The sequence below is a fragment of the Streptomyces pratensis genome, from assembly GCF_016804005.1.
Taxonomy (GTDB): Bacteria; Actinomycetota; Actinomycetes; order Streptomycetales; family Streptomycetaceae; genus Streptomyces; species Streptomyces pratensis_A.
On the sequence record NZ_CP051486.1, the window covers coordinates 1774965 to 1792590 of the forward strand.

The following is a 17626-nucleotide window of genomic DNA, read 5'->3' on the forward strand; positions in this document are numbered from 1 at the left end:
GGCGCCAGGTGCTCTCCGCAACCGCGCCCTGCCACCGCCGTGGCCGATACTGGACACGTTATGGAAATCGTCATCCTTGCTGTAGTCATCGCCCTGGTCGCGGTCGGCCTGATCAGCGGGCTCGTGGTCAGCAGCCGCAAGAAGAAGCAGCTGCCGCCCTCGGCGCCGTCGAGCACGCCGACCATCACTCCTCCCGCCGAGCCCCGTGTCGGCGAGGAAGCCGAGACGCCGCGCGACGAAGCGCGGCGCCCCATCGAGGAGGTCGGTCTTCCCGGCGCCGGGACTCCCGTCGAGGAGACCCCGGTCGTCATCGAGCCGGAGATCCCCGAGCTCGAAGTCCCCGAGCCCACCGCCGGCCGCCTTGTACGGCTCCGTGCCCGGCTCGCCCGTTCGCAGAACTCCCTGGGCAAGGGGCTGCTCGCGCTCCTGTCCCGCGACAACCTCGACGAGGACACCTGGGAGGAGATCGAGGACACCCTCCTCACCGCCGACGTCGGCGTCGCTCCCACCCAGGAGCTGGTGGAGAGGCTCCGTGAGCGGGTCCGCGTCCTCGGCACCCGTACGCCCGACGAGCTGCGCACCCTGCTGCGCGAAGAGCTCGTCGCTCTGCTCGGCCCCGACCTCGACCGGGCGGTGAAGACGGAGGGCGGCGACGGCACGCCCGGCGTCGTGATGGTCGTAGGGGTCAACGGCACCGGCAAGACCACCACGACGGGCAAGCTCGCCCGGGTGCTGGTCGCCGACGGCCGCAGCGTCGTCCTCGGCGCCGCGGACACCTTCCGCGCCGCAGCGGCCGACCAGCTCCAGACCTGGGGCGAACGTGTCGGCGCCCGCACGGTGCGCGGCCCGGAGGGGGGCGACCCCGCTTCGATCGCCTTCGACGCGGTGAAGGAAGGCATCGCCGAGAGCGCCGACGTGGTGCTCATCGACACCGCGGGCCGGCTGCACACGAAGACCGGCCTGATGGACGAGCTCGGCAAGGTCAAGCGGGTCGTCGAGAAGCACGGTCCGCTCGACGAGATCCTGCTCGTGCTCGACGCCACCACCGGGCAGAACGGCCTCGTCCAGGCGCGGGTCTTCGCCGAGGTGGTCGACATCACCGGCATCGTCCTCACCAAGCTGGACGGCACCGCCAAGGGCGGCATCGTCATCGCCGTCCAGCGTGAGCTGGGCGTCCCGGTGAAGCTCATCGGCCTCGGTGAGGGGCCGGACGACCTGGCCCCCTTCGAGCCGGGTGCCTTCGTCGACGCGCTCATCGGCGACTGACCGGCACACCCCGTTCACGCGTGAAGGGCGGTGGACCCGAGAGGGGTTCACCGCCCTCCGGCGTTCACCAGCGGTGGCATATGTAGGCGAGGGTGCCCAGCAGCAGCCGGGCCTGCGGGGGAGACGCGGCCGTGGCGGTCACCGGCGGACGCAGCCAGCGGACCGGGCCGAGGCCTCCGAGGTCCGACGGGGGAGCGGTCACATACGCGCCGGGTCCCAGCGCCCGCAGATCGAGATCCGCATCGTCCCAGCCCATCCGGTAGAGCAGCCCGGGCAGTCCCGCCGCGGCGCCGGGGGCGACGAAGAACTGTGTACGGCCGGTAGGCGTCACCGCCACCGGCCCCAGCGGCAGTCCCATCCGTTCCATCCGTACCAGTGCGCGCAGACCCGCCGCCTCGGCGACTTCCAGCACGTCGAAGGTCCTGCCCACCGGAAGCAGTATCGAGGCGCCCGGCACCTCGGCCCAGACGTCCGCGGCGGCACCGGGAGCGGCGCCCGGCGGTACCTCGCGGACGAAGTCCAGCGGATGCGCGCCGGGAGCGGCGCACGAGGTGTCACCGCAGGAGCACGCGCCTGCCACCGCACGGGTGCCCGGTGCCACGGCCCAGCCCCAGAGTCCTGTGTACTCGGCCGCCTGGGTCGCCCCGGCAGCGCGGCCGCGGCGCCGAGTGCCGGACCGCATCTCCCGGATGCCGCCGATTGTGAAGCCCATGCCCCCTCCAACGGGTCCGACTCGCCGGTGGTTACGACCCGGAGTCCTCGGTCCTCGAAGTGCTCCGCGCGCCACGGATCCTCCGGCGCGCGGAACGCCTTCGAAGAGGTGTGCTCGTGCACCGCGCACGCCCCTGAATGCTTCACTCCGCTCGCCGCTGATCGTGGCCTGTCAAGTGAATCGCGGACTGTGTCGAACGGGTTCATCCGAAGGGGTGGCGAATGGTGGCGTTTCTGCAACTGCCCTCGCCGGGGCGGTGATCGTAGGATTACCGTGGGTACTCGAACCTGCAATTGCATGTGCAGTTGAGTATGCCTCGGGCAATCCGTCGAACTGTTCGATGGCGCGCAACGCCCGTACGGACAGCGCCGAGGCACGGGATTCTGATAGAGGTTCGCGCGACAGGTTTCGGCGGGATGGGGGCGTTCCAGTGGGTGGCAGTGGCGCAGGCGATACGAATGCCGGGAAGCGCCCCAACGGGCAATTGGGATCGTGGTTCCTGCGGAGCGGCTGGTCGAAGGGCGAGCTGGCCCGCCAGGTGAACCGTCGTGCCCGTCAGCTGGGTGCCCTCCACATCAGCACCGACACCTCCCGGGTGCGCCGCTGGCTCGACGGCGAACAGCCCCGCGAACCGATCCCGCGCATCCTTTCCGAGCTCTTCTCGGAACGCTTCGGCGCCGTGGTCTCCGTCGAGGACCTCGGACTGCGCACCGCGCACCAGGCACCCTCGGTGGCCGGGGTCGACCTGCCCTGGGCGGGACCGCAGACCGTCGCCCTGCTCAGCGAGTTCTCCCGCAGCGACCTCATGCTCGCCCGGCGCGGCTTCCTCGGCAGCTCCCTCGCCCTGGCCGCCGGGCCCACCCTCATCGAACCCATGCAGCGCTGGCTTGTGCCCGTCACCCGCCCGGGACAGTCGGAGCCGGAGCTGCCGACCTCGGAGAGCCGGCCCTCGCGGCTCTCCCGTCCCGAGCTCGACCTGCTGGAATCCACCACGGCCATGTTCCGCCAGTGGGACGCCCAGTGCGGTGGTGGACTGCGCCGCAAGGCCGTCGTCGGCCAGCTCCACGAGGTCACCGACCTGTTGCAGGAGCCTCAGCCCCAGGACACCGCCAAGCGCCTGTTCCGCTGCGCCGCCGAACTGGCCGAGCTCGCCGGCTGGATGAGCTACGACGTGGGCCTCCAGCCCACCGCCCAGAAGTACTTCGTACTCGCCCTGCACGCCTCCAAGGAGGCCGGCGACAAGCCACTGGGCTCGTACATCCTCTCCAGCATGAGCCGCCAGATGATCCACCTCGGCCGGCCCGACGACGCACTCGAACTCATCCATCTCGCCCAGTACGGCAGCCGCGACTGCGCCACCGCGCGGACCCAGGCCATGCTGTATGCGATGGAGGCGCGCGCCTACGCGAACATGGGCCAGCCGAGCAAGTGCAAGCGCGCCGTCCGGATGGCCGAGGACACCTTCGCCGACGCCGTCCTCGACGACGAGCCCGAGCCCGACTGGATCCGCTTCTTCTCCGACGCCGAACTGCACGGGGAGAACGCCCACTCCTACCGTGACCTCGCCTATGTCGCGGGCCGCAGCCCCACGTACGCCTCGCTCGCCGAGCCCGTCATGGCCCGCGCCGTGGAGCTCTTCGGGGAGGACGACGAGCACCAGAGGTCCTACGCGCTCAATCTGATCGGCATGGCCACCGTGCATCTCCTCAAGCGCGAGCCGGAGGAGTCGACCGTCCTCGCCACCGCGGCACTGAAGATCGCCAAGAAGGTCAGGTCGGAGCGCGTCAACACCAGGCTCCGCAAGACCGTCGACACCGCTGCCAGGGACTTCGGTGACATTCCGGAGGTCGCCCGGCTCACCGACCTGCTCACCGAGCAGCTCCCGGAGACCGCCGAAGCGGTCTGACCGGATCTCTGTCCACCGGCCACGACGGCCGCCCCGTACCACCCGACTCGGCTCCCCCATCGCCAGGTCAGCGGGCCACCGTCGTGGCCGGTTCATGTCTCCGGGCGTTCCAACCGCACCGTATGCGGCGCAGGCAGCATGGTAGGCAGCGCACCGGGTCCGACATTCCTGGTTCATCGGTCCGTAACACGCGGAGCTCCATCGTCACTGCGGTGAAACATCGTGCGGCATTCGTGGAAACCGCGCTGCGCGAATCTCATGGCGCATAACCGGCCCGCACCTTTTCACCGTGGTCCCGCACCCCCGCACGTGGCCGCACCGACGACGAGGAGACGCCGATGCCCCCAGGCATCACGACGCTTGCCGCAGACGCCCCCGAGCTGTCTGCCGCCAACACAGGGTTCATGCTCATCTGCTCCGCGCTGGTGATGCTCATGACCCCGGCCCTGGCCTTCTTCTACGGAGGCATGGTCCGCGTCAAGAGCACCCTGAACATGCTGATGATGAGCTTCATCAGCCTCGGGATCGTCACGATTCTTTGGGTGCTCTACGGATTCAGCCTCGCCTTCGGCACCGACGTCGGCTCCGTCATCGGCTGGAGTTCCGACTTCGTGGGACTGAGCGGGATCGGCGTCACCGAGCTCTGGGACGGCTACACCATCCCGGTGTACGTCTTCGCGGTCTTCCAGATGATGTTCGCGATCCTCACCCCGGCCCTCATCAGCGGCGCCCTCGCCGACCGCGTCAAGTTCACCTCCTGGGCCCTGTTCGTCGCCCTGTGGGTGACCGTCGTCTACTTCCCGGTCGCGCACTGGGTCTGGGGCGCCGGCGGCTGGCTCTTCGAGATGGGTGTGATCGACTTCGCCGGTGGTACGGCCGTCCACATCAACGCCGGTGCCGCCGCCCTCGGCGTGATCCTCGTCATCGGCAAGCGGGTCGGCTTCAAGAAGGACCCGATGCGGCCGCACAGCCTGCCGCTCGTCATGCTCGGTGCCGCTCTCCTGTGGTTCGGCTGGTTCGGCTTCAACGCGGGCTCCTGGCTCGGCAACGACGACGGCGTCGGCGCGGTCATGTTCGTCAACACGCAGGTCGCCACCGGTGCCGCGGTCCTCGGCTGGCTCGCCTACGAGAAGATCCGCCACGGCTCCTTCACCACCCTCGGTGCCGCGTCGGGCGCCGTCGCGGGCCTCGTCGCCATCACCCCCGCGGGCGGTGCGGTCAGCCCGCTGGGCGCCATCGCGATCGGCGTCATCGCCGGTGTCCTGTGCGCCATGGCCGTCGGCCTCAAGTACAAGTTCGGCTACGACGACTCCCTGGACGTCGTCGGCGTCCACCTCGTCGGCGGTATCCTCGGCTCCCTCCTCGTCGGCTTCTTCGCCACCGGCGGCGTGCAGTCCGACGCCAAGGGCCTCTTCTACGGCGGCGGACTCGAACAGCTCGGCAAGCAGGCCGTCGGTGTCCTCGCGGTCCTCGCCTACTCCCTGGTCGTCTCCGCCGCCCTGGCGTTCGTCCTCGACAAGACGATCGGGATGCGGGTCAGCGAGGACGACGAGGTCTCCGGCATCGACCAGGTCGAGCACGCCGAGACCGCGTACGACTTCAGCGGCGCCGGCGGAGGTTCCTCCTCCCGCACCACGGCCCCGGCGCCCGGCGCCACGGCAGCCCCGACGAACAAGAAGGTGGACGCATGAAGCTCATCACCGCAGTCGTGAAGCCGCACAGGCTGGACGAGATCAAGGAGGCCCTCCAGGCCTTCGGCGTCCAGGGCCTCACGGTCACGGAAGCCAGCGGCTACGGGCGTCAGCGCGGACACACCGAGGTCTACCGTGGTGCCGAGTACACCGTCGACCTCGTCCCCAAGATCCGCATCGAGGTCCTCGTCGAGGACGAGGACGCCGAACAGCTCATCGACGTGGTCGTCAAGGCCGCGCGGACGGGCAAGATCGGTGACGGCAAGGTCTGGAGCGTCCCGGTCGACACCGCGATCCGCGTACGGACCGGCGAACGCGGCCCGGACGCACTCTGACCGACGGTCCCCGTGAACGGAAAGGCAGCTGGGTGACGAGCACCGAAGTGACCACCGAATCCGAGGACTCGGGACCCAGCGGCTATGCGGCGGCCCGGCTGCGCCTCCTCCAGGAGGAGACGCAGTCCGGGCCGCCGCGCCGTGCGGCCCTCGCCCGCCTCACCGACGAATGGCTCAACGGGCTGTTCACCGCGGCAGCCGAGGAGGCCGGCGTCCGCGGCGCCGCCCTCGTCGCCGTCGGCGGGTACGGCCGGGGAGAACTCTCCCCGCGCAGCGACCTCGACCTCCTGCTCCTCCACGACGGCACCGCCGACGCCGGAGCCGTCGCCACTCTCGCCGACCGGATCTGGTACCCCGTCTGGGACCTCGGCCTAGCCCTCGACCACTCCGTACGCACCCCCGGCGAAGCACGCCGGACGGCTGGGGAGGACCTCAAGGTCCAGCTCGGGCTGCTCGATGCGCGGCCCGTCGCCGGAGACCTCGGCCTCGTCGCCGGACTGCGGACCGCGATCCTGGCCGACTGGCGCAACCAGGCTCCCAAACGCCTCCCCGCCCTCGACGAACTCTGCCGCGAGAGGGCCGAACGCATGGGCGAGCTCCAGTTCCTCCTGGAACCGGACCTCAAGGAAGCCCGCGGCGGTCTCCGCGACGCCACCGCCCTGCGCGCCGTCGCCGCCTCCTGGGTCGCGGACGCGCCCCGCGAAGGTCTCGCGGAGGCCCGGCGTACGCTCCTCGACGCCCGTGACGCACTCCACCTCACCACCGGCCGGGCCACCGACCGCCTCGCCCTGCAGGAACAGGACCAGGTCGCAGGGGCCCTCGGGCTCCTCGACGCCGACGCCCTGCTGCGTCAGGTGTACGAAGCCGCCCGGACCGTCTCGTACGCCACCGACGTCACCTGGCGCGAGGTCAACCGCGTCCTGCGCGCCCGTTCCACACGCCCCCGGCTGCGGGCGATCCTCGGCGGCGGTGCCAAGGCCGCCCCGGAACGCACCCCGCTCGCCGAGGGCGTCGTCGAGGCCGACGGCGAAGTGGTCCTCGCCCGCACCGCGCGCCCCGAACGCGACCCCGTGCTCACCCTCCGTGCGGCGGCGGCGGCCGCCGAGGCCGGACTGCCGCTCTCCCGCCACCTCGTACGCCACCTGGGTACGGCCGCCCAGCCGCTGCCCGTGCCGTGGCCCGCACAGGCCCGCGAGGAGCTCGTCACGCTGCTCGGTGCCGGCGAATCCACCGTCGGGGTCTGGGAAGCCCTCGAAGCCGAAGGCATCATCACCCGTCTGCTCCCCGACTGGGAGCGGGTCCACTGCCGCCCGCAGCGCAACCCCGTCCACACCTGGACCGTCGACCGTCACCTCGTCGAGACTGCCGTCCGCGCCTCGCACCTCACCCGCCGTGTCGGCCGCCCCGACCTCCTCCTGGTCGCCGCCCTGCTCCACGACATCGGCAAGGGCTGGCCCGGGGACCACTCCGTCGCGGGTGAGGTCATCGCCCGCGACATGGCCGCCCGCATCGGCTTCGACAAGCAGGACGTGGGCGTCGTCGCCACCCTCGTGCGCCACCACCTGCTGCTCATCGACACCGCGACCCGGCGCGACCTCGACGACCCGGCGACCGTCCGCTCCGTCGCCACCGCGGTGGGCAGCGCCTCCACACTGGAACTCCTGCACGCCCTCACCGAGGCGGACGCCCTGGCCACCGGCCCCGCCGCGTGGAGTTCCTGGCGGGCCTCCCTGGTCGCCGACCTGGTCAAGCGCGTCGCCGCACTCCTGGCCGGTGAGGAGCCCCCGGCGCCGGAACCGCTCGCGCCCAGCGCCGAGCAGGAACGCCTCGCCGTCGAGGCACTGCGCACGGGAGAGCCCGTCCTGTCCCTGCACACCCGGCCCGAACCGGCCTCCGAGGACGGCGAACCCGAACCCGTCGGCGTCGAACTCCTCATCGCGCTGCCCGACCGTCCCGGAGTCCTGCCCGCTGCCGCCGGGGTTCTGGCCCTGCACCGCCTCACCGTGCGCGCCGCCGACCTGCGCGCCGTCGAGCTCCCCACCGAGCTGGGTGAGACGGCCGGGCTGCTGGTGCTCAGCTGGAGGGTCGCGGCCGAATACGGCTCGCTCCCACAGGCCACCCGTCTCCGCGCCGACCTCGTGCGCGCCCTGGACGGCTCCCTGGACATCAGGGCGAGGCTCGCCGAACGCGAGGCCGCCTACCCGCGGCGGCGCGGAGTGAAGGCCCCGCCTCCCCGGGTGACCGTCGCGGCGGCCGGCTCACGGCTGGCCACTGTCATCGAGGTCCGCGCCCAGGACGCCCCCGGGCTGCTGCACCGGATCGGCCGGGCGCTGGAGCAGAGTGCCGTCAGAGTGCGCAGCGCCCACGTCTCCACGCTCGGAGCGAACGCCGTGGACGCCTTCTACGTCACGGACGGCGACGGTGAACCACTGTCCCCGGACCGGGCCGTGGAGGTGGCCGGGGAGGTCGAGAAGGAGCTCGGCTGAGCCCTTGCTTCCAGCCCGTTCGTCACGAGAAACGGGCGAGGGCTTTGCGTTCTCCGGGGTCCGGATACCCTGGAGGGCGACTGACCTGCCACGCCCCCGACCCTGAGGACCGACGAGCGCCGTGTTCGATACTCTCTCCGACCGCCTTAGCGCGACTTTCAAAAACCTCAGGGGCAAGGGCCGCTTGTCCGAGGCGGACATCGACGCCACGGCTCGCGAGATCCGTATCGCCCTGCTCGAGGCCGATGTCGCCCTCCCCGTCGTCCGCGCGTTCATCGCCAACGTCAAGGAGCGGGCGCGCGGCGTCGAGGTCTCCCAGGCGCTGAACCCCGCCCAGCAGGTCGTCAAGATCGTCAACGAGGAGCTCGTCGGCATCCTCGGCGGCGAGACCCGGCGGCTGAGGTTCGCCAAGAACCCGCCCACCGTGATCATGCTCGCGGGTCTGCAGGGTGCCGGTAAGACCACCCTCGCCGGAAAGCTCGGTCTCTGGCTCAAGGCACAGGGCCACTCCCCGCTGCTGGTCGCCTGTGACCTCCAGCGCCCCAACGCCGTCAACCAGCTGAGCGTCGTGGCCGACCGCGCCGGCGTCGCGGTGTACGCGCCGGAGCCGGGCAACGGTGTGGGCGACCCGGTCAAGGTCGCCAAGGACTCCATCGAGTTCGCCAAGGCCAAGGTCCACGACATCGTCATCGTCGACACCGCCGGCCGCCTCGGCATCGACGAGGAGCTGATGCGGCAGGCCGCGGACATCCGCGACGCCGTCAGCCCCGACGAGATCCTCTTCGTCGTCGACGCGATGATCGGCCAGGACGCGGTCAACACCGCCGAGGCCTTCCGCGACGGTGTCGGCTTCGACGGCGTGGTGCTCTCCAAGCTCGACGGTGACGCCCGCGGTGGTGCGGCCCTGTCGATCGCCCACGTCACGGGCAAGCAGATCATGTTCGCGTCGAACGGTGAGAAGCTCGAGGACTTCGACGCCTTCCACCCCGACCGCATGGCGTCCCGCATCCTCGACATGGGTGACCTGCTCACCCTGATCGAGCAGGCGGAGAAGACCTTCAGCCAGGAAGAGGCCGCCAAAATGGCCTCCAAGCTGGCGTCGAGCAAGGGCAAGGACTTCACCCTCGACGACTTCCTGGCGCAGATGGAGCAGGTCAGGAAGATGGGCTCCATCTCCAAGCTGCTCGGGATGCTGCCCGGCATGGGGCAGATCAAGGACCAGATCAGCAACATCGACGAGCGCGACGTCGACCGCACGGCCGCGATCATCAAGTCGATGACCCCGAAGGAACGCTCCGAGCCGACGATCATCAACGGCTCGCGCCGGGCCCGCATCGCCAAGGGCTCCGGTGTCGAGGTCTCCGCCGTGAAGAACCTCGTCGAGCGCTTCTTCGAGGCCCGCAAGATGATGTCGAAGATGGCGCAGGGCGGCGGCATGCCCGGTATGCCGGGGATGCCGGGCATGGGTGGCGGCCCCGGCCGTCAGAAGAAGCAGGTCAAGCAGGCCAAGGGCAAGCGCAAGAGCGGCAACCCGATGAAGCGCAAGGCCGAGGAAGCGGCCGAGGCGGCCCGCCGGGAGCAGGCGGCGCAGGGCGGCGCGTTCAACCTGCCGGCGCAGGAGGACAAGAACTTCGAACTGCCGGACGAGTTCAAGAAGTTCATGGGCTGACCGGCCCCGTGCACGGACGAAGGGGCGCCCCGCTGTGCGGGGCGCCCCTTCGTCTTCCCATCAGGTCACGCACACCAGGTAGCGGAAGACGTTCGGCATCCACACCGTGCCGTCGGGCCGCAGATGCGGATGAAGTGCCTCCGCGACCTCCTTCTCCACCTGGGTGCGGTCCGTCGCTCCGATCGCCGCATCGAACAGTCCGGTCGACAGCAGGCCGCGAACCGCGCTGTCCACGTCCGCGTAGCCGAACGGGCAGGACACCCGGCCCGAGCCGTCGGGCTTGAGCCCGGCCCGCGCCGCGACCTCTTCCAGGTCGTCGCGCAGCGTCGGCCGCCAGCCGTTCCCGGAGCGCGGGGCACGTGCCGACTCGGTGAGCCGTGCCGCCACCCGCAGCACCGGAGCCGTGGCGCACCGCTCCGGAGGTCCCCAGCCGGCCAGCACCACCGTCGCTCCCCGCACGGCCAGCGGCACGGCGGAGGCCAGTGCGGGCGCGAGGCCCTCGGAGTCCCCGGCCGAGCAGCCGATGGGCTGGAAGGAGGTCAGCAGGTTGTAAGGCGCCTCGCCGTCCGGGGCGGCCGCCGAAATGCTGTCGACGAGCCTCGCCCGTGGATCCGTACCGCCTGGGCCCGCAGCCTGTCCAGGGTCGGAAGCGAGGCGTTCGCGGGCCAGTGCGAGCCGTGCGCGGTCGGTGTCGAAGCCGGTGACGCGCGCCCCGCGCGAGGCCGCGATCAGCAGCGCAAGCCCGGAACCGCAGCCGAGGGAGAGCATCCGCGTACCGGCCCCGACTTCGAGGCGCTCGTACACCGCCTCGTAGAGCGGTGCCAGCATGCGCTCCTGGATCTCGGCCCAGTCGCGGGCACGGGAACCGGCGTCCACCGGAGCGGACGAATCCGCGTACCTGTGGTGCCGGACGAGCGTAGGTGTCATGGAATGCGCCCCAATCCGCCGTGAGGTCGGTCGTGCCCGAGTGAGGTCCCCCATGTCTATGCGCCGTGTCCATGTGCCCACAGCCCTCGTATGTCAGAGAACTCCGCATCGGCGGTCCCGTCCAGGGGTCGGACGGGGTGGGACGGCATTGCTTGCGTGCTCCGGTCGTGCGCCCCCGAGCGCAACGCGGCCGATGCGGGCGCCGGGAACAGCACGCCTGCTGCTCGCTTCCTCACAGTCTTACCCGACAGGCGGGGAGCAGCACGTCGAGCGCCCCCTTCCCCGGCCCACGGCCGGTGTGCGGCCTTTGCGCCGCGCCGGGTAATGTCGGCCGCCGGGCACCCGTCCACACCGGTGCGTACGCGTGCTACGTACCACCTTGGTGTGAGCTGTGTGACTTCTCCGCTGATCTGCGCACCCGCCCTCGTCCGGACGCATCAAGGGCAACTGACTGGTACGTGCAAATTATTTGGGATGCCCCGGAATAGGAACACCGGAGCACTCAGGCTCGTTGTCACGACGTGAGCACGACACCACCTGTACTTGCCGCAGAGCTGGCACAGGCGTGGGCCGACATTCAGCGGCACCACCCCGAGCTGCCCGATCTTGCCGCGCCAGAGTCCCTGATCGGAGAGTCCTCGTCCGCCTGTGGCGCCGAGCTCTCCTTCGAACGGCTGCTCCATGAGGCAGTCCACGGAATCGCGGCCGCGAGAGGTGTCCGGGACACCTCCCGCGCCGGCCGCTACCACAACCGACGCTTCCTCGCGATCGCAGAGGAGCTGGGCCTCGACCATGCCGAGGAACCCCACCCCAGCAGCGGATTCTCGCTGGTGACGCTGAATCCCGAGGCCAAACGCAGATACCGGCCGACCACGGAACGGCTGCAGCGGGCGCTCAAGGCGCACACCGTCGCCACCGCGGCCGACACCAAGCGCTCGTTCCGCGGCCCCGCCGCCCGGCACGGCTCGTCCGGGGGAGGGGTGCGGGTCAAGGCCGTCTGTGACTGCGGGCGCAACGTCCGCGTCGTTCCGTCGGTCCTCGCCCAGGCCCCGATCGTCTGCGGCGGCTGCGGCAAGCCCTTCCGTATCCCGGAAGCGGCGGTCGCGGTGGGGTGACCCGATGTGGTGTGGCACAATGGCTAGCTGTACTCGACAGTCGCATAGGACCCCTCTCTCCTCCGGCTGACGCGTCCATCGGGCACCCGAGTACCGCAACCCCACGTGGCATCTTTTGTGCCCAACCACGTCAGAGACCAGGAGACACCACTTCCGTGGCAGTCAAGATCAAGCTGAAGCGTCTGGGCAAGATCCGTTCGCCTCACTACCGCATCGTCGTCGCCGACTCCCGTACCCGCCGTGACGGCCGGGCCATCGAGGAGATCGGCCTGTACCACCCGGTGCAGAACCCCTCGCGCATCGAGGTCAACGCAGAGCGCGCGCAGTACTGGCTGTCCGTCGGCGCCCAGCCGACCGAGCCCGTCCTGGCGATCCTGAAGCTCACCGGTGACTGGCAGGCCCACAAAGGCCTCCCGGCCCCCGCGCCGCTGCTGCAGCCGGAGCCCAAGGCTGACAAGCGCGCCCTGTTCGAGGCCCTGGCCACGGACGGCGACGAGGCCAAGGGTGAGGCCATCACCCAGAAGGCCAAGAAGTCGGACAAGAAGGCGGACGAGGCGGCTGACGCTGCCGCGTCCACCGAGTCGACCGAGGCCTGAGCATGCTCGAGGAGGCTCTTGAGCACCTCGTGAAGGGCATCGTCGACAACCCCGACGATGTGCAGGTCGCGTCGCGTGACCTGCGCCGTGGACGCGTGCTCGAGGTCCGGGTTCATCCCGACGACCTCGGAAAGGTGATCGGCCGCAACGGCCGCACCGCCCGCGCCCTGCGTACCGTCGTGGGTGCCATCGGCGGACGTGGAATCCGTGTCGACCTCGTCGATGTGGACCAGGTTCGCTGAAAGAGTTGAACACCGGCAGGGGCCGGGGAGGGCTTTCGAGCCGTCCCCGGCCTTTGTCGTCCGTACATCATCGCCTCCTCAGCAAGAGATCACCGGGAGAAGTAGCGTGCAGTTGGTAGTTGCGCGGATCGGTCGCGCCCACGGCATCAAGGGCGAGGTCACCGTCGAGGTGCGCACCGACGAGCCCGAGCTCCGGCTCGGGCCCGGGGCCGTGCTGGCCACGGAGCCCGGACACGTGGGCCCGCTGACCATCGAGACCGGCCGGGTGCACAGCGGCAGGCTGCTGCTGCGGTTCGAGGGCGTGCGTGACCGTACGGCCGCCGAGGCGCTGCGCAACACCCTGCTGATCGCCGAGGTGGACCCGGCGGAACTGCCCGAGGACCCCGAGGAGTTCTACGACCACCAGCTGATGGACCTCGACGTCGTCCTCGCCGACGGCACGGAGATCGGCCGGATCACCGAGATCTCGCACCTGCCGTCCCAGGACCTGTTCATCGTGGAACGGCCTGACGGCACCGAGGTGATGATCCCGTTCGTCGAGGAGATCGTCGCCGAGATCGACCTGGAGGAGCAGCGAGTCGTCGTCACGCCGCCGCCGGGCCTGATCGACGAGAGCGATGCCGTGATCGCTTCGACCCGCGACGCGGACGAGGGTGACGCGCCCTCGGGTGACGGGAAGAAGGGCGAGGCGTAATGCGGCTCGACGTCGTCACGATCTTCCCCGAGTACCTGGAACCCCTGAACGTCTCGCTCGTCGGCAAGGCGCGTGCCCGGGGGCGGCTCGACGTGCACGTCCACGACCTGCGGGACTGGACCCACGACCGGCACAACACGGTGGACGACACCCCCTACGGCGGTGGTCCCGGCATGGTAATGAAGACCGAGCCCTGGGGTGAGGCGCTGGACGACGCGCTGGCCGGCGGCTACGAGGCCGGGGCACACTCCCCGGTGCTCGTGGTGCCCACGCCCAGCGGCAGGCCCTTCACCCAGGAGCTCGCCGTCGAGCTCTCGGAGCGTCCGTGGCTGATCTTCACCCCCGCCCGCTACGAGGGCATCGACCGCCGGGTGATGGATGAGTACGCGACCCGGGTGCCCGTCATCGAGGTGTCCATCGGGGACTACGTCCTGGCGGGCGGGGAAGCCGCCGTGCTGGTGATCACCGAGGCCGTGGCCCGGCTGCTGCCCGGAGTGCTCGGCAACGCCGAATCGCACCGCGACGACTCCTTCGCGCCCGGGGCCATGGCCGACCTGCTCGAGGGCCCCGTCTACACGAAGCCGCCCGAGTGGCGTGGGCGCGGTATCCCCGAGGTGCTGCTCAGCGGACATCACGGCCGGATCGCACGCTGGCGACGGGACGAGGCCTTCCGCCGTACCGCTCTCAACAGGCCAGATCTCATCGAGCGTTGCGAGGCGTCCGGCTTCGACAAGAAGGACCGCGAGATGCTCTCCATCCTCGGCTGGTCCCCGGGGCCCGGGGGACGATTTTGGCGCAGGCCCGAGGCCGTGGAAGAATAGGGCCGCTGTACGTCCGGTGTGCGCCCCTGCCACAGGGGGACAGACGCCCGCCCGATGTGATCAGCATCCGAACCTTCACTCTCTCCCGTCGATGACCTGTGGCATCGGCGAAGAAAGCAGACAATATGACTTCCCTGCTCGATGGCGTCAACGCCGCCTCGCTCCGTACCGACCTCCCGGCGTTCCGCCCCGGTGACACCGTCAACGTCCACGTGCGCGTGATCGAGGGCAACCGCTCCCGTATCCAGCAGTTCAAGGGCATCGTCATCCGTCGCCAGGGCTCGGGCGTCAGCGAGACCTTCACGGTCCGCAAGGTCTCCTTCAGCGTCGGCGTCGAGCGCACCTTCCCGGTGAACAGCCCGATCTTCGAGAAGATCGAGCTCGTCACCCGCGGTGACGTCCGTCGCGCCAAGCTGTACTTCCTCCGTGAGCTCCGCGGCAAGGCCGCGAAGATCAAGGAGAAGCGCGACCGCTGATTCACCTCCGGCGTCCACAGCGTGGCCCGATAGGATTCGGCCCCGATGGACACGGAAGCACGGCACATGGAGCGCGATCTTTCCTCCGACCCCGCAGACGGGGCGGAGGAGGGGTCGCGCTCCACGCATGTCCCGGACGGTCCGGCAGCGTCGATGTCCTGGGGGAAAACCGTTTCTCTCGGCATGTTCTGCACGGTCGCGCTGCTGCTCTTCAGCACCTTCGTGCTGCAGCCCTTCCTCATCCCGAGCGGCTCGATGCAGCCCACGCTGCGGGTCGGGGACCGGGTCCTCGTCAACAAACTGGCGTACCGTTTCGGCTCGGAGCCTCTGCGCGGCGACGTCGTGGTCTTCGACGGCACCGGATCCTTCGTACAGGAGACGGGGTCCGAGGGGAACGCCGTCGCCGCGCTGCTGCAAGGGGCGGCGGCGTCCCTCGGGCTGGCCGAACCCGCCGGGTCCGACTTCGTGAAGCGGGTGGTGGGCGTGGGGGGCGACCGTGTGGTCTGCTGCGACAAGCGGGGGAGGCTCGAGGTGAACGGGGCTCCGGTGGACGAGGAGTATCTGCACCCGGGCGACCGTCCGTCAGGCGTCGCGTTCGACATCGTCGTCCCCGACGGCAAGCTGTGGATGATGGGTGACCACCGCAGCAACTCACGGGACTCCCGCGACCACCTGGGGCAGCCCGGAGGCGGCATGGTTCCCGTCGAGCGAGTGATCGGACGGGTCGACTGGCTCGGCTGGCCGCTCGGCCGGCTCGGCTCCCTCGGGGGCACCGACGCCTTCACCGGCATACGGCCGGCGGACGGGGACCATGGGTAACCGGGGGCGCAAGCGGGGAGCACCGGACACGGGCCCGCCGCTGCCCACCGGGTCGAGGCCGACCACGGGCCGTTCACTGCCCACTCGGGCGGAGCGCCGCAAGCTCGCCCGCAAGGTGAAGCGCCGCAGGCGCAGGTCCGCGATCAAGGAGATACCCCTCCTCGTCCTGGTCGCGCTGCTGATAGCGCTGGTACTCAAGACCTTCCTCGTCCAGGCCTTCGTGATCCCCTCCGGATCGATGGAGCAGACCATCCGGATCGGCGACCGGGTGCTGGTCGACAAGCTGACCCCTTGGTTCGGGTCCGAACCGCAGCGTGGTGACGTCGTCGTCTTCAAGGACCCGGGCGGCTGGCTGCAGCAGGAGAGCCCCGCAGCCGAGGACCCGCCCGTCGGGGTGAAACAGGTCAAGGAGCTGCTGACCTTCATCGGACTGCTTCCCTCCGAGGACGAGCAGGACCTGATCAAGCGCGTGGTGGCCGTCGGGGGCGACACCGTCAAGTGCTGCGGCACCGACGGCAGGATCACGGTCAACGGTGTGGGTCTCGACGAGCCGTATCTGAATCCCGGCGACGTGCCCTCCACTCTCAAATTCGAGGTAAAGGTTCCCGAGGGCCGCATCTTCGTGATGGGCGATCACCGGTCGAATTCCGCGGACTCGCGCTTCCACCTCGACAAGCCGGGCAAGGGCACGGTGTCGGAGGACGAGGTGGTGGGGAGGGCCGTGGTGATCGCCTGGCCGTTCGGGCACTGGCGCAGGCTGGAAGAGCCCGGAACCTATGCCTCCGTGCCCGACGGGAGCGCCGGAACGACGGCCTCGACGGCCCCGTCGAATAGTGTGTCCTCCCAGGATCACAACGGAATGGTCCTGCTCCCGACCCCTGCGGAACTCCCGCTCGTTATGGGAGTGGTGGGCCTGCGCCGAATCGGGCGTGGGCGGTGGCACGGAGTGAGGAGTGGATGTGGGGGATTTGGCGGTCGGCGCACGATCCGGACACGACGAACCCGAGGACCGGCCTTCGAGCAACGGGGTCCCGGTGGAGGCGGCGAGTGACGGCGAGTCCCCGGGTGGCGGCAGCACGGCGGCGAAGAAGCCCCGTTCGTTCTGGAAGGAGCTGCCGCTTCTCATCGGCATCGCGCTCATCCTCGCGCTGCTGATCAAGACGTTCCTGGTGCAGGCGTTCTCGATCCCCTCGGACTCCATGCAGAACACCCTGCAGCGGGGTGACCGGGTACTGGTCGACAAGCTGACGCCGTGGTTCGGTTCGGAGCCGGAGCGCGGAGAGGTCGTCGTCTTCCACGACCCGGGCGGCTGGCTGGAGGACACCGCGACGCCCGAGCCCAACGCGGTGCAGAAGTTCCTGAGCTTCATCGGCCTGATGCCGTCCGCCGAGGAGAAGGACCTGATCAAGAGGGTCATCGCCATCGGCGGCGACACCGTCGAGTGCAAGAAGAACGGACCGGTGACGGTCAACGGCAAGGCGCTGGACGACAAGTCCTTCATCTTCGCGGGCAACAGCGCCTGCGACGACGAGCCGTTCGGCCCCATCCACGTGCCCGAGGGCCGGATCTGGGTGATGGGCGACCACCGTCAGAACTCGCTGGACTCCCGCTACCACCAGGAGCTGCCCGGTCAGGGCACCGTTTCCACCGACGAGGTGGTCGGGCGGGCCGTGGTGATCGCCTGGCCGATCAATCGCTGGGCGACCCTCCCCGTGCCGAGCACGTTCGACCAGCCCGGGCTGAACGCGGTCGCTGCCGCCGCGGTGCCCGGAGCACTGGGTGTAGCCGGGGCGCTGCCCCTCGTGTTCTGGCGTCGTCGCAGGCTGACCCGCGGGCATACCGCCGGGTAGGGTGCCGACTCGGATCAGCGA

17 protein-coding genes are annotated in these 17626 nt (G+C 70.0%); 15 read left to right on the forward strand and 2 right to left on the reverse strand.

Features of this window, described 5'->3' with window-relative positions:
- Positions 1-60: 60 nt before the first annotated feature.
- Complete coding sequence (gene ftsY, locus HED23_RS07925; RefSeq protein ID WP_203182697.1) at positions 61-1266, forward strand: signal recognition particle-docking protein FtsY; 1206 nt, start codon at positions 61-63, stop codon at positions 1264-1266.
- Positions 1267-1330: 64 nt separating this feature from the next.
- On the opposite strand, the gene HED23_RS07930 is transcribed toward ftsY, so the two are convergent.
- On the reverse strand, positions 1331-1978 hold the full coding sequence (locus HED23_RS07930; RefSeq protein WP_203182698.1) for a bifunctional DNA primase/polymerase: 648 nt from the start codon (positions 1976-1978) through the stop codon (positions 1331-1333).
- 430 nt (positions 1979-2408) lie between these two features.
- Between HED23_RS07930 and HED23_RS07935 the strand changes: the two genes are divergently transcribed.
- The 5 genes from HED23_RS07935 (at position 2409) to ffh (ending at position 10065) form a co-directional block, all read left to right on the forward strand.
- Positions 2409-3884: a hypothetical protein gene (locus tag HED23_RS07935; RefSeq protein ID WP_203182699.1), complete on the forward strand. Its 1476-nt coding sequence runs from the start codon at positions 2409-2411 to the stop codon at positions 3882-3884.
- 338 nt (positions 3885-4222) lie between these two features.
- A complete protein-coding gene (locus tag HED23_RS07940) occupies positions 4223-5575 on the forward strand; it encodes an ammonium transporter (RefSeq protein ID WP_203182700.1) in 1353 nt (450 codons plus the stop codon).
- A complete protein-coding gene (locus HED23_RS07945; RefSeq protein WP_033304048.1) occupies positions 5572-5910 on the forward strand; it encodes a P-II family nitrogen regulator in 339 nt (112 codons plus the stop codon). Before HED23_RS07940 ends, HED23_RS07945 begins: the two co-directional genes overlap by 4 nt.
- 32 nt (positions 5911-5942) lie before the next feature.
- A complete protein-coding gene (locus HED23_RS07950) occupies positions 5943-8396 on the forward strand; it encodes a [protein-PII] uridylyltransferase (protein WP_203182701.1) in 2454 nt (817 codons plus the stop codon).
- Positions 8397-8517: 121 nt separating this feature from the next.
- A complete protein-coding gene (gene ffh / locus HED23_RS07955) occupies positions 8518-10065 on the forward strand; it encodes a signal recognition particle protein (protein ID WP_203182702.1) in 1548 nt (515 codons plus the stop codon).
- A gap of 60 nt (positions 10066-10125) precedes the next feature.
- Here ffh and HED23_RS07960 read toward each other — a convergent pair whose 3' ends face one another.
- Entirely contained in the window at positions 10126-10992 is an 867-nt protein-coding gene (locus HED23_RS07960; protein ID WP_203182703.1) for a methyltransferase domain-containing protein, read from the reverse strand.
- Positions 10993-11513: 521 nt separating this feature from the next.
- Between HED23_RS07960 and HED23_RS07965 the strand changes: the two genes are divergently transcribed.
- From HED23_RS07965 to lepB (HED23_RS08005), 9 genes are all read left to right on the forward strand, one after another.
- Positions 11514-12107, forward strand: coding sequence for a hypothetical protein (locus tag HED23_RS07965; RefSeq protein WP_096626346.1), 594 nt, complete (start codon positions 11514-11516; stop codon positions 12105-12107).
- 155 nt (positions 12108-12262) lie between these two features.
- On the forward strand, positions 12263-12703 hold the full coding sequence (rpsP, locus tag HED23_RS07970) for a 30S ribosomal protein S16 (RefSeq protein WP_015578912.1): 441 nt from the start codon (positions 12263-12265) through the stop codon (positions 12701-12703).
- A 2-nt stretch (positions 12704-12705) separates the two neighbouring features.
- Positions 12706-12945, forward strand: coding sequence for an RNA-binding protein (locus tag HED23_RS07975; RefSeq protein WP_014153811.1), 240 nt, complete (start codon positions 12706-12708; stop codon positions 12943-12945).
- A 106-nt stretch (positions 12946-13051) separates the two neighbouring features.
- Positions 13052-13639, forward strand: a complete 588-nt coding sequence (rimM, locus tag HED23_RS07980) for a ribosome maturation factor RimM (RefSeq protein ID WP_203182704.1) — start codon at positions 13052-13054, stop codon at positions 13637-13639.
- Entirely contained in the window at positions 13639-14460 is an 822-nt protein-coding gene (gene trmD, locus HED23_RS07985; RefSeq protein ID WP_203182705.1) for a tRNA (guanosine(37)-N1)-methyltransferase TrmD, read from the forward strand. The genes rimM and trmD overlap by 1 nt, the downstream gene beginning before the upstream one ends.
- A gap of 125 nt (positions 14461-14585) precedes the next feature.
- The gene (gene rplS, locus HED23_RS07990; RefSeq protein WP_203182706.1) at positions 14586-14936 is read left to right on the forward strand and encodes a 50S ribosomal protein L19; all 351 of its coding nucleotides are present in this window, start codon (positions 14586-14588) and stop codon (positions 14934-14936) included.
- 45 nt (positions 14937-14981) lie between these two features.
- Positions 14982-15755 carry a signal peptidase I gene (lepB, locus tag HED23_RS07995; RefSeq protein ID WP_203182707.1) on the forward strand — a complete coding sequence of 258 codons (774 nt, stop codon included), beginning with the start codon at positions 14982-14984 and terminating at the stop codon, positions 15753-15755.
- Positions 15748-16806, forward strand: a complete 1059-nt coding sequence (gene lepB / locus HED23_RS08000) for a signal peptidase I (protein WP_203182708.1) — start codon at positions 15748-15750, stop codon at positions 16804-16806. The genes lepB (HED23_RS07995) and lepB (HED23_RS08000) overlap by 8 nt, the downstream gene beginning before the upstream one ends.
- Complete coding sequence (gene lepB / locus HED23_RS08005) at positions 16724-17605, forward strand: signal peptidase I (RefSeq protein WP_203187400.1); 882 nt, start codon at positions 16724-16726, stop codon at positions 17603-17605. Before lepB (HED23_RS08000) ends, lepB (HED23_RS08005) begins: the two co-directional genes overlap by 83 nt.
- Positions 17606-17626: the final 21 nt, after the last annotated feature.

What these genes read in the sequence shown, in the direction of transcription:
- ftsY (WP_203182697.1), top strand. Translation starts at nt 61, where the DNA reads ATGGAAATCGTCATCCTTGCTGTAGTCATCGCCCTGGTCGCGGTCGGC.
- HED23_RS07930 (WP_203182698.1), bottom strand. Translation starts at nt 1,978, where the DNA reads ATGGGCTTCACAATCGGCGGCATCCGGGAGATGCGGTCCGGCACTCGG.
- HED23_RS07940 (WP_203182700.1), top strand. Translation starts at nt 4,223, where the DNA reads ATGCCCCCAGGCATCACGACGCTTGCCGCAGACGCCCCCGAGCTGTCT.
- HED23_RS07945 (WP_033304048.1), top strand. Translation starts at nt 5,572, where the DNA reads ATGAAGCTCATCACCGCAGTCGTGAAGCCGCACAGGCTGGACGAGATC.
- HED23_RS07960 (WP_203182703.1), bottom strand. Translation starts at nt 10,992, where the DNA reads ATGACACCTACGCTCGTCCGGCACCACAGGTACGCGGATTCGTCCGCT.
- HED23_RS07975 (WP_014153811.1), top strand. Translation starts at nt 12,706, where the DNA reads ATGCTCGAGGAGGCTCTTGAGCACCTCGTGAAGGGCATCGTCGACAAC.
- trmD (WP_203182705.1), top strand. Translation starts at nt 13,639, where the DNA reads ATGCGGCTCGACGTCGTCACGATCTTCCCCGAGTACCTGGAACCCCTG.
- rplS (WP_203182706.1), top strand. Translation starts at nt 14,586, where the DNA reads ATGACTTCCCTGCTCGATGGCGTCAACGCCGCCTCGCTCCGTACCGAC.
- lepB (WP_203182707.1), top strand. Translation starts at nt 14,982, where the DNA reads ATGGACACGGAAGCACGGCACATGGAGCGCGATCTTTCCTCCGACCCC.
- lepB (WP_203182708.1), top strand. Translation starts at nt 15,748, where the DNA reads ATGGGTAACCGGGGGCGCAAGCGGGGAGCACCGGACACGGGCCCGCCG.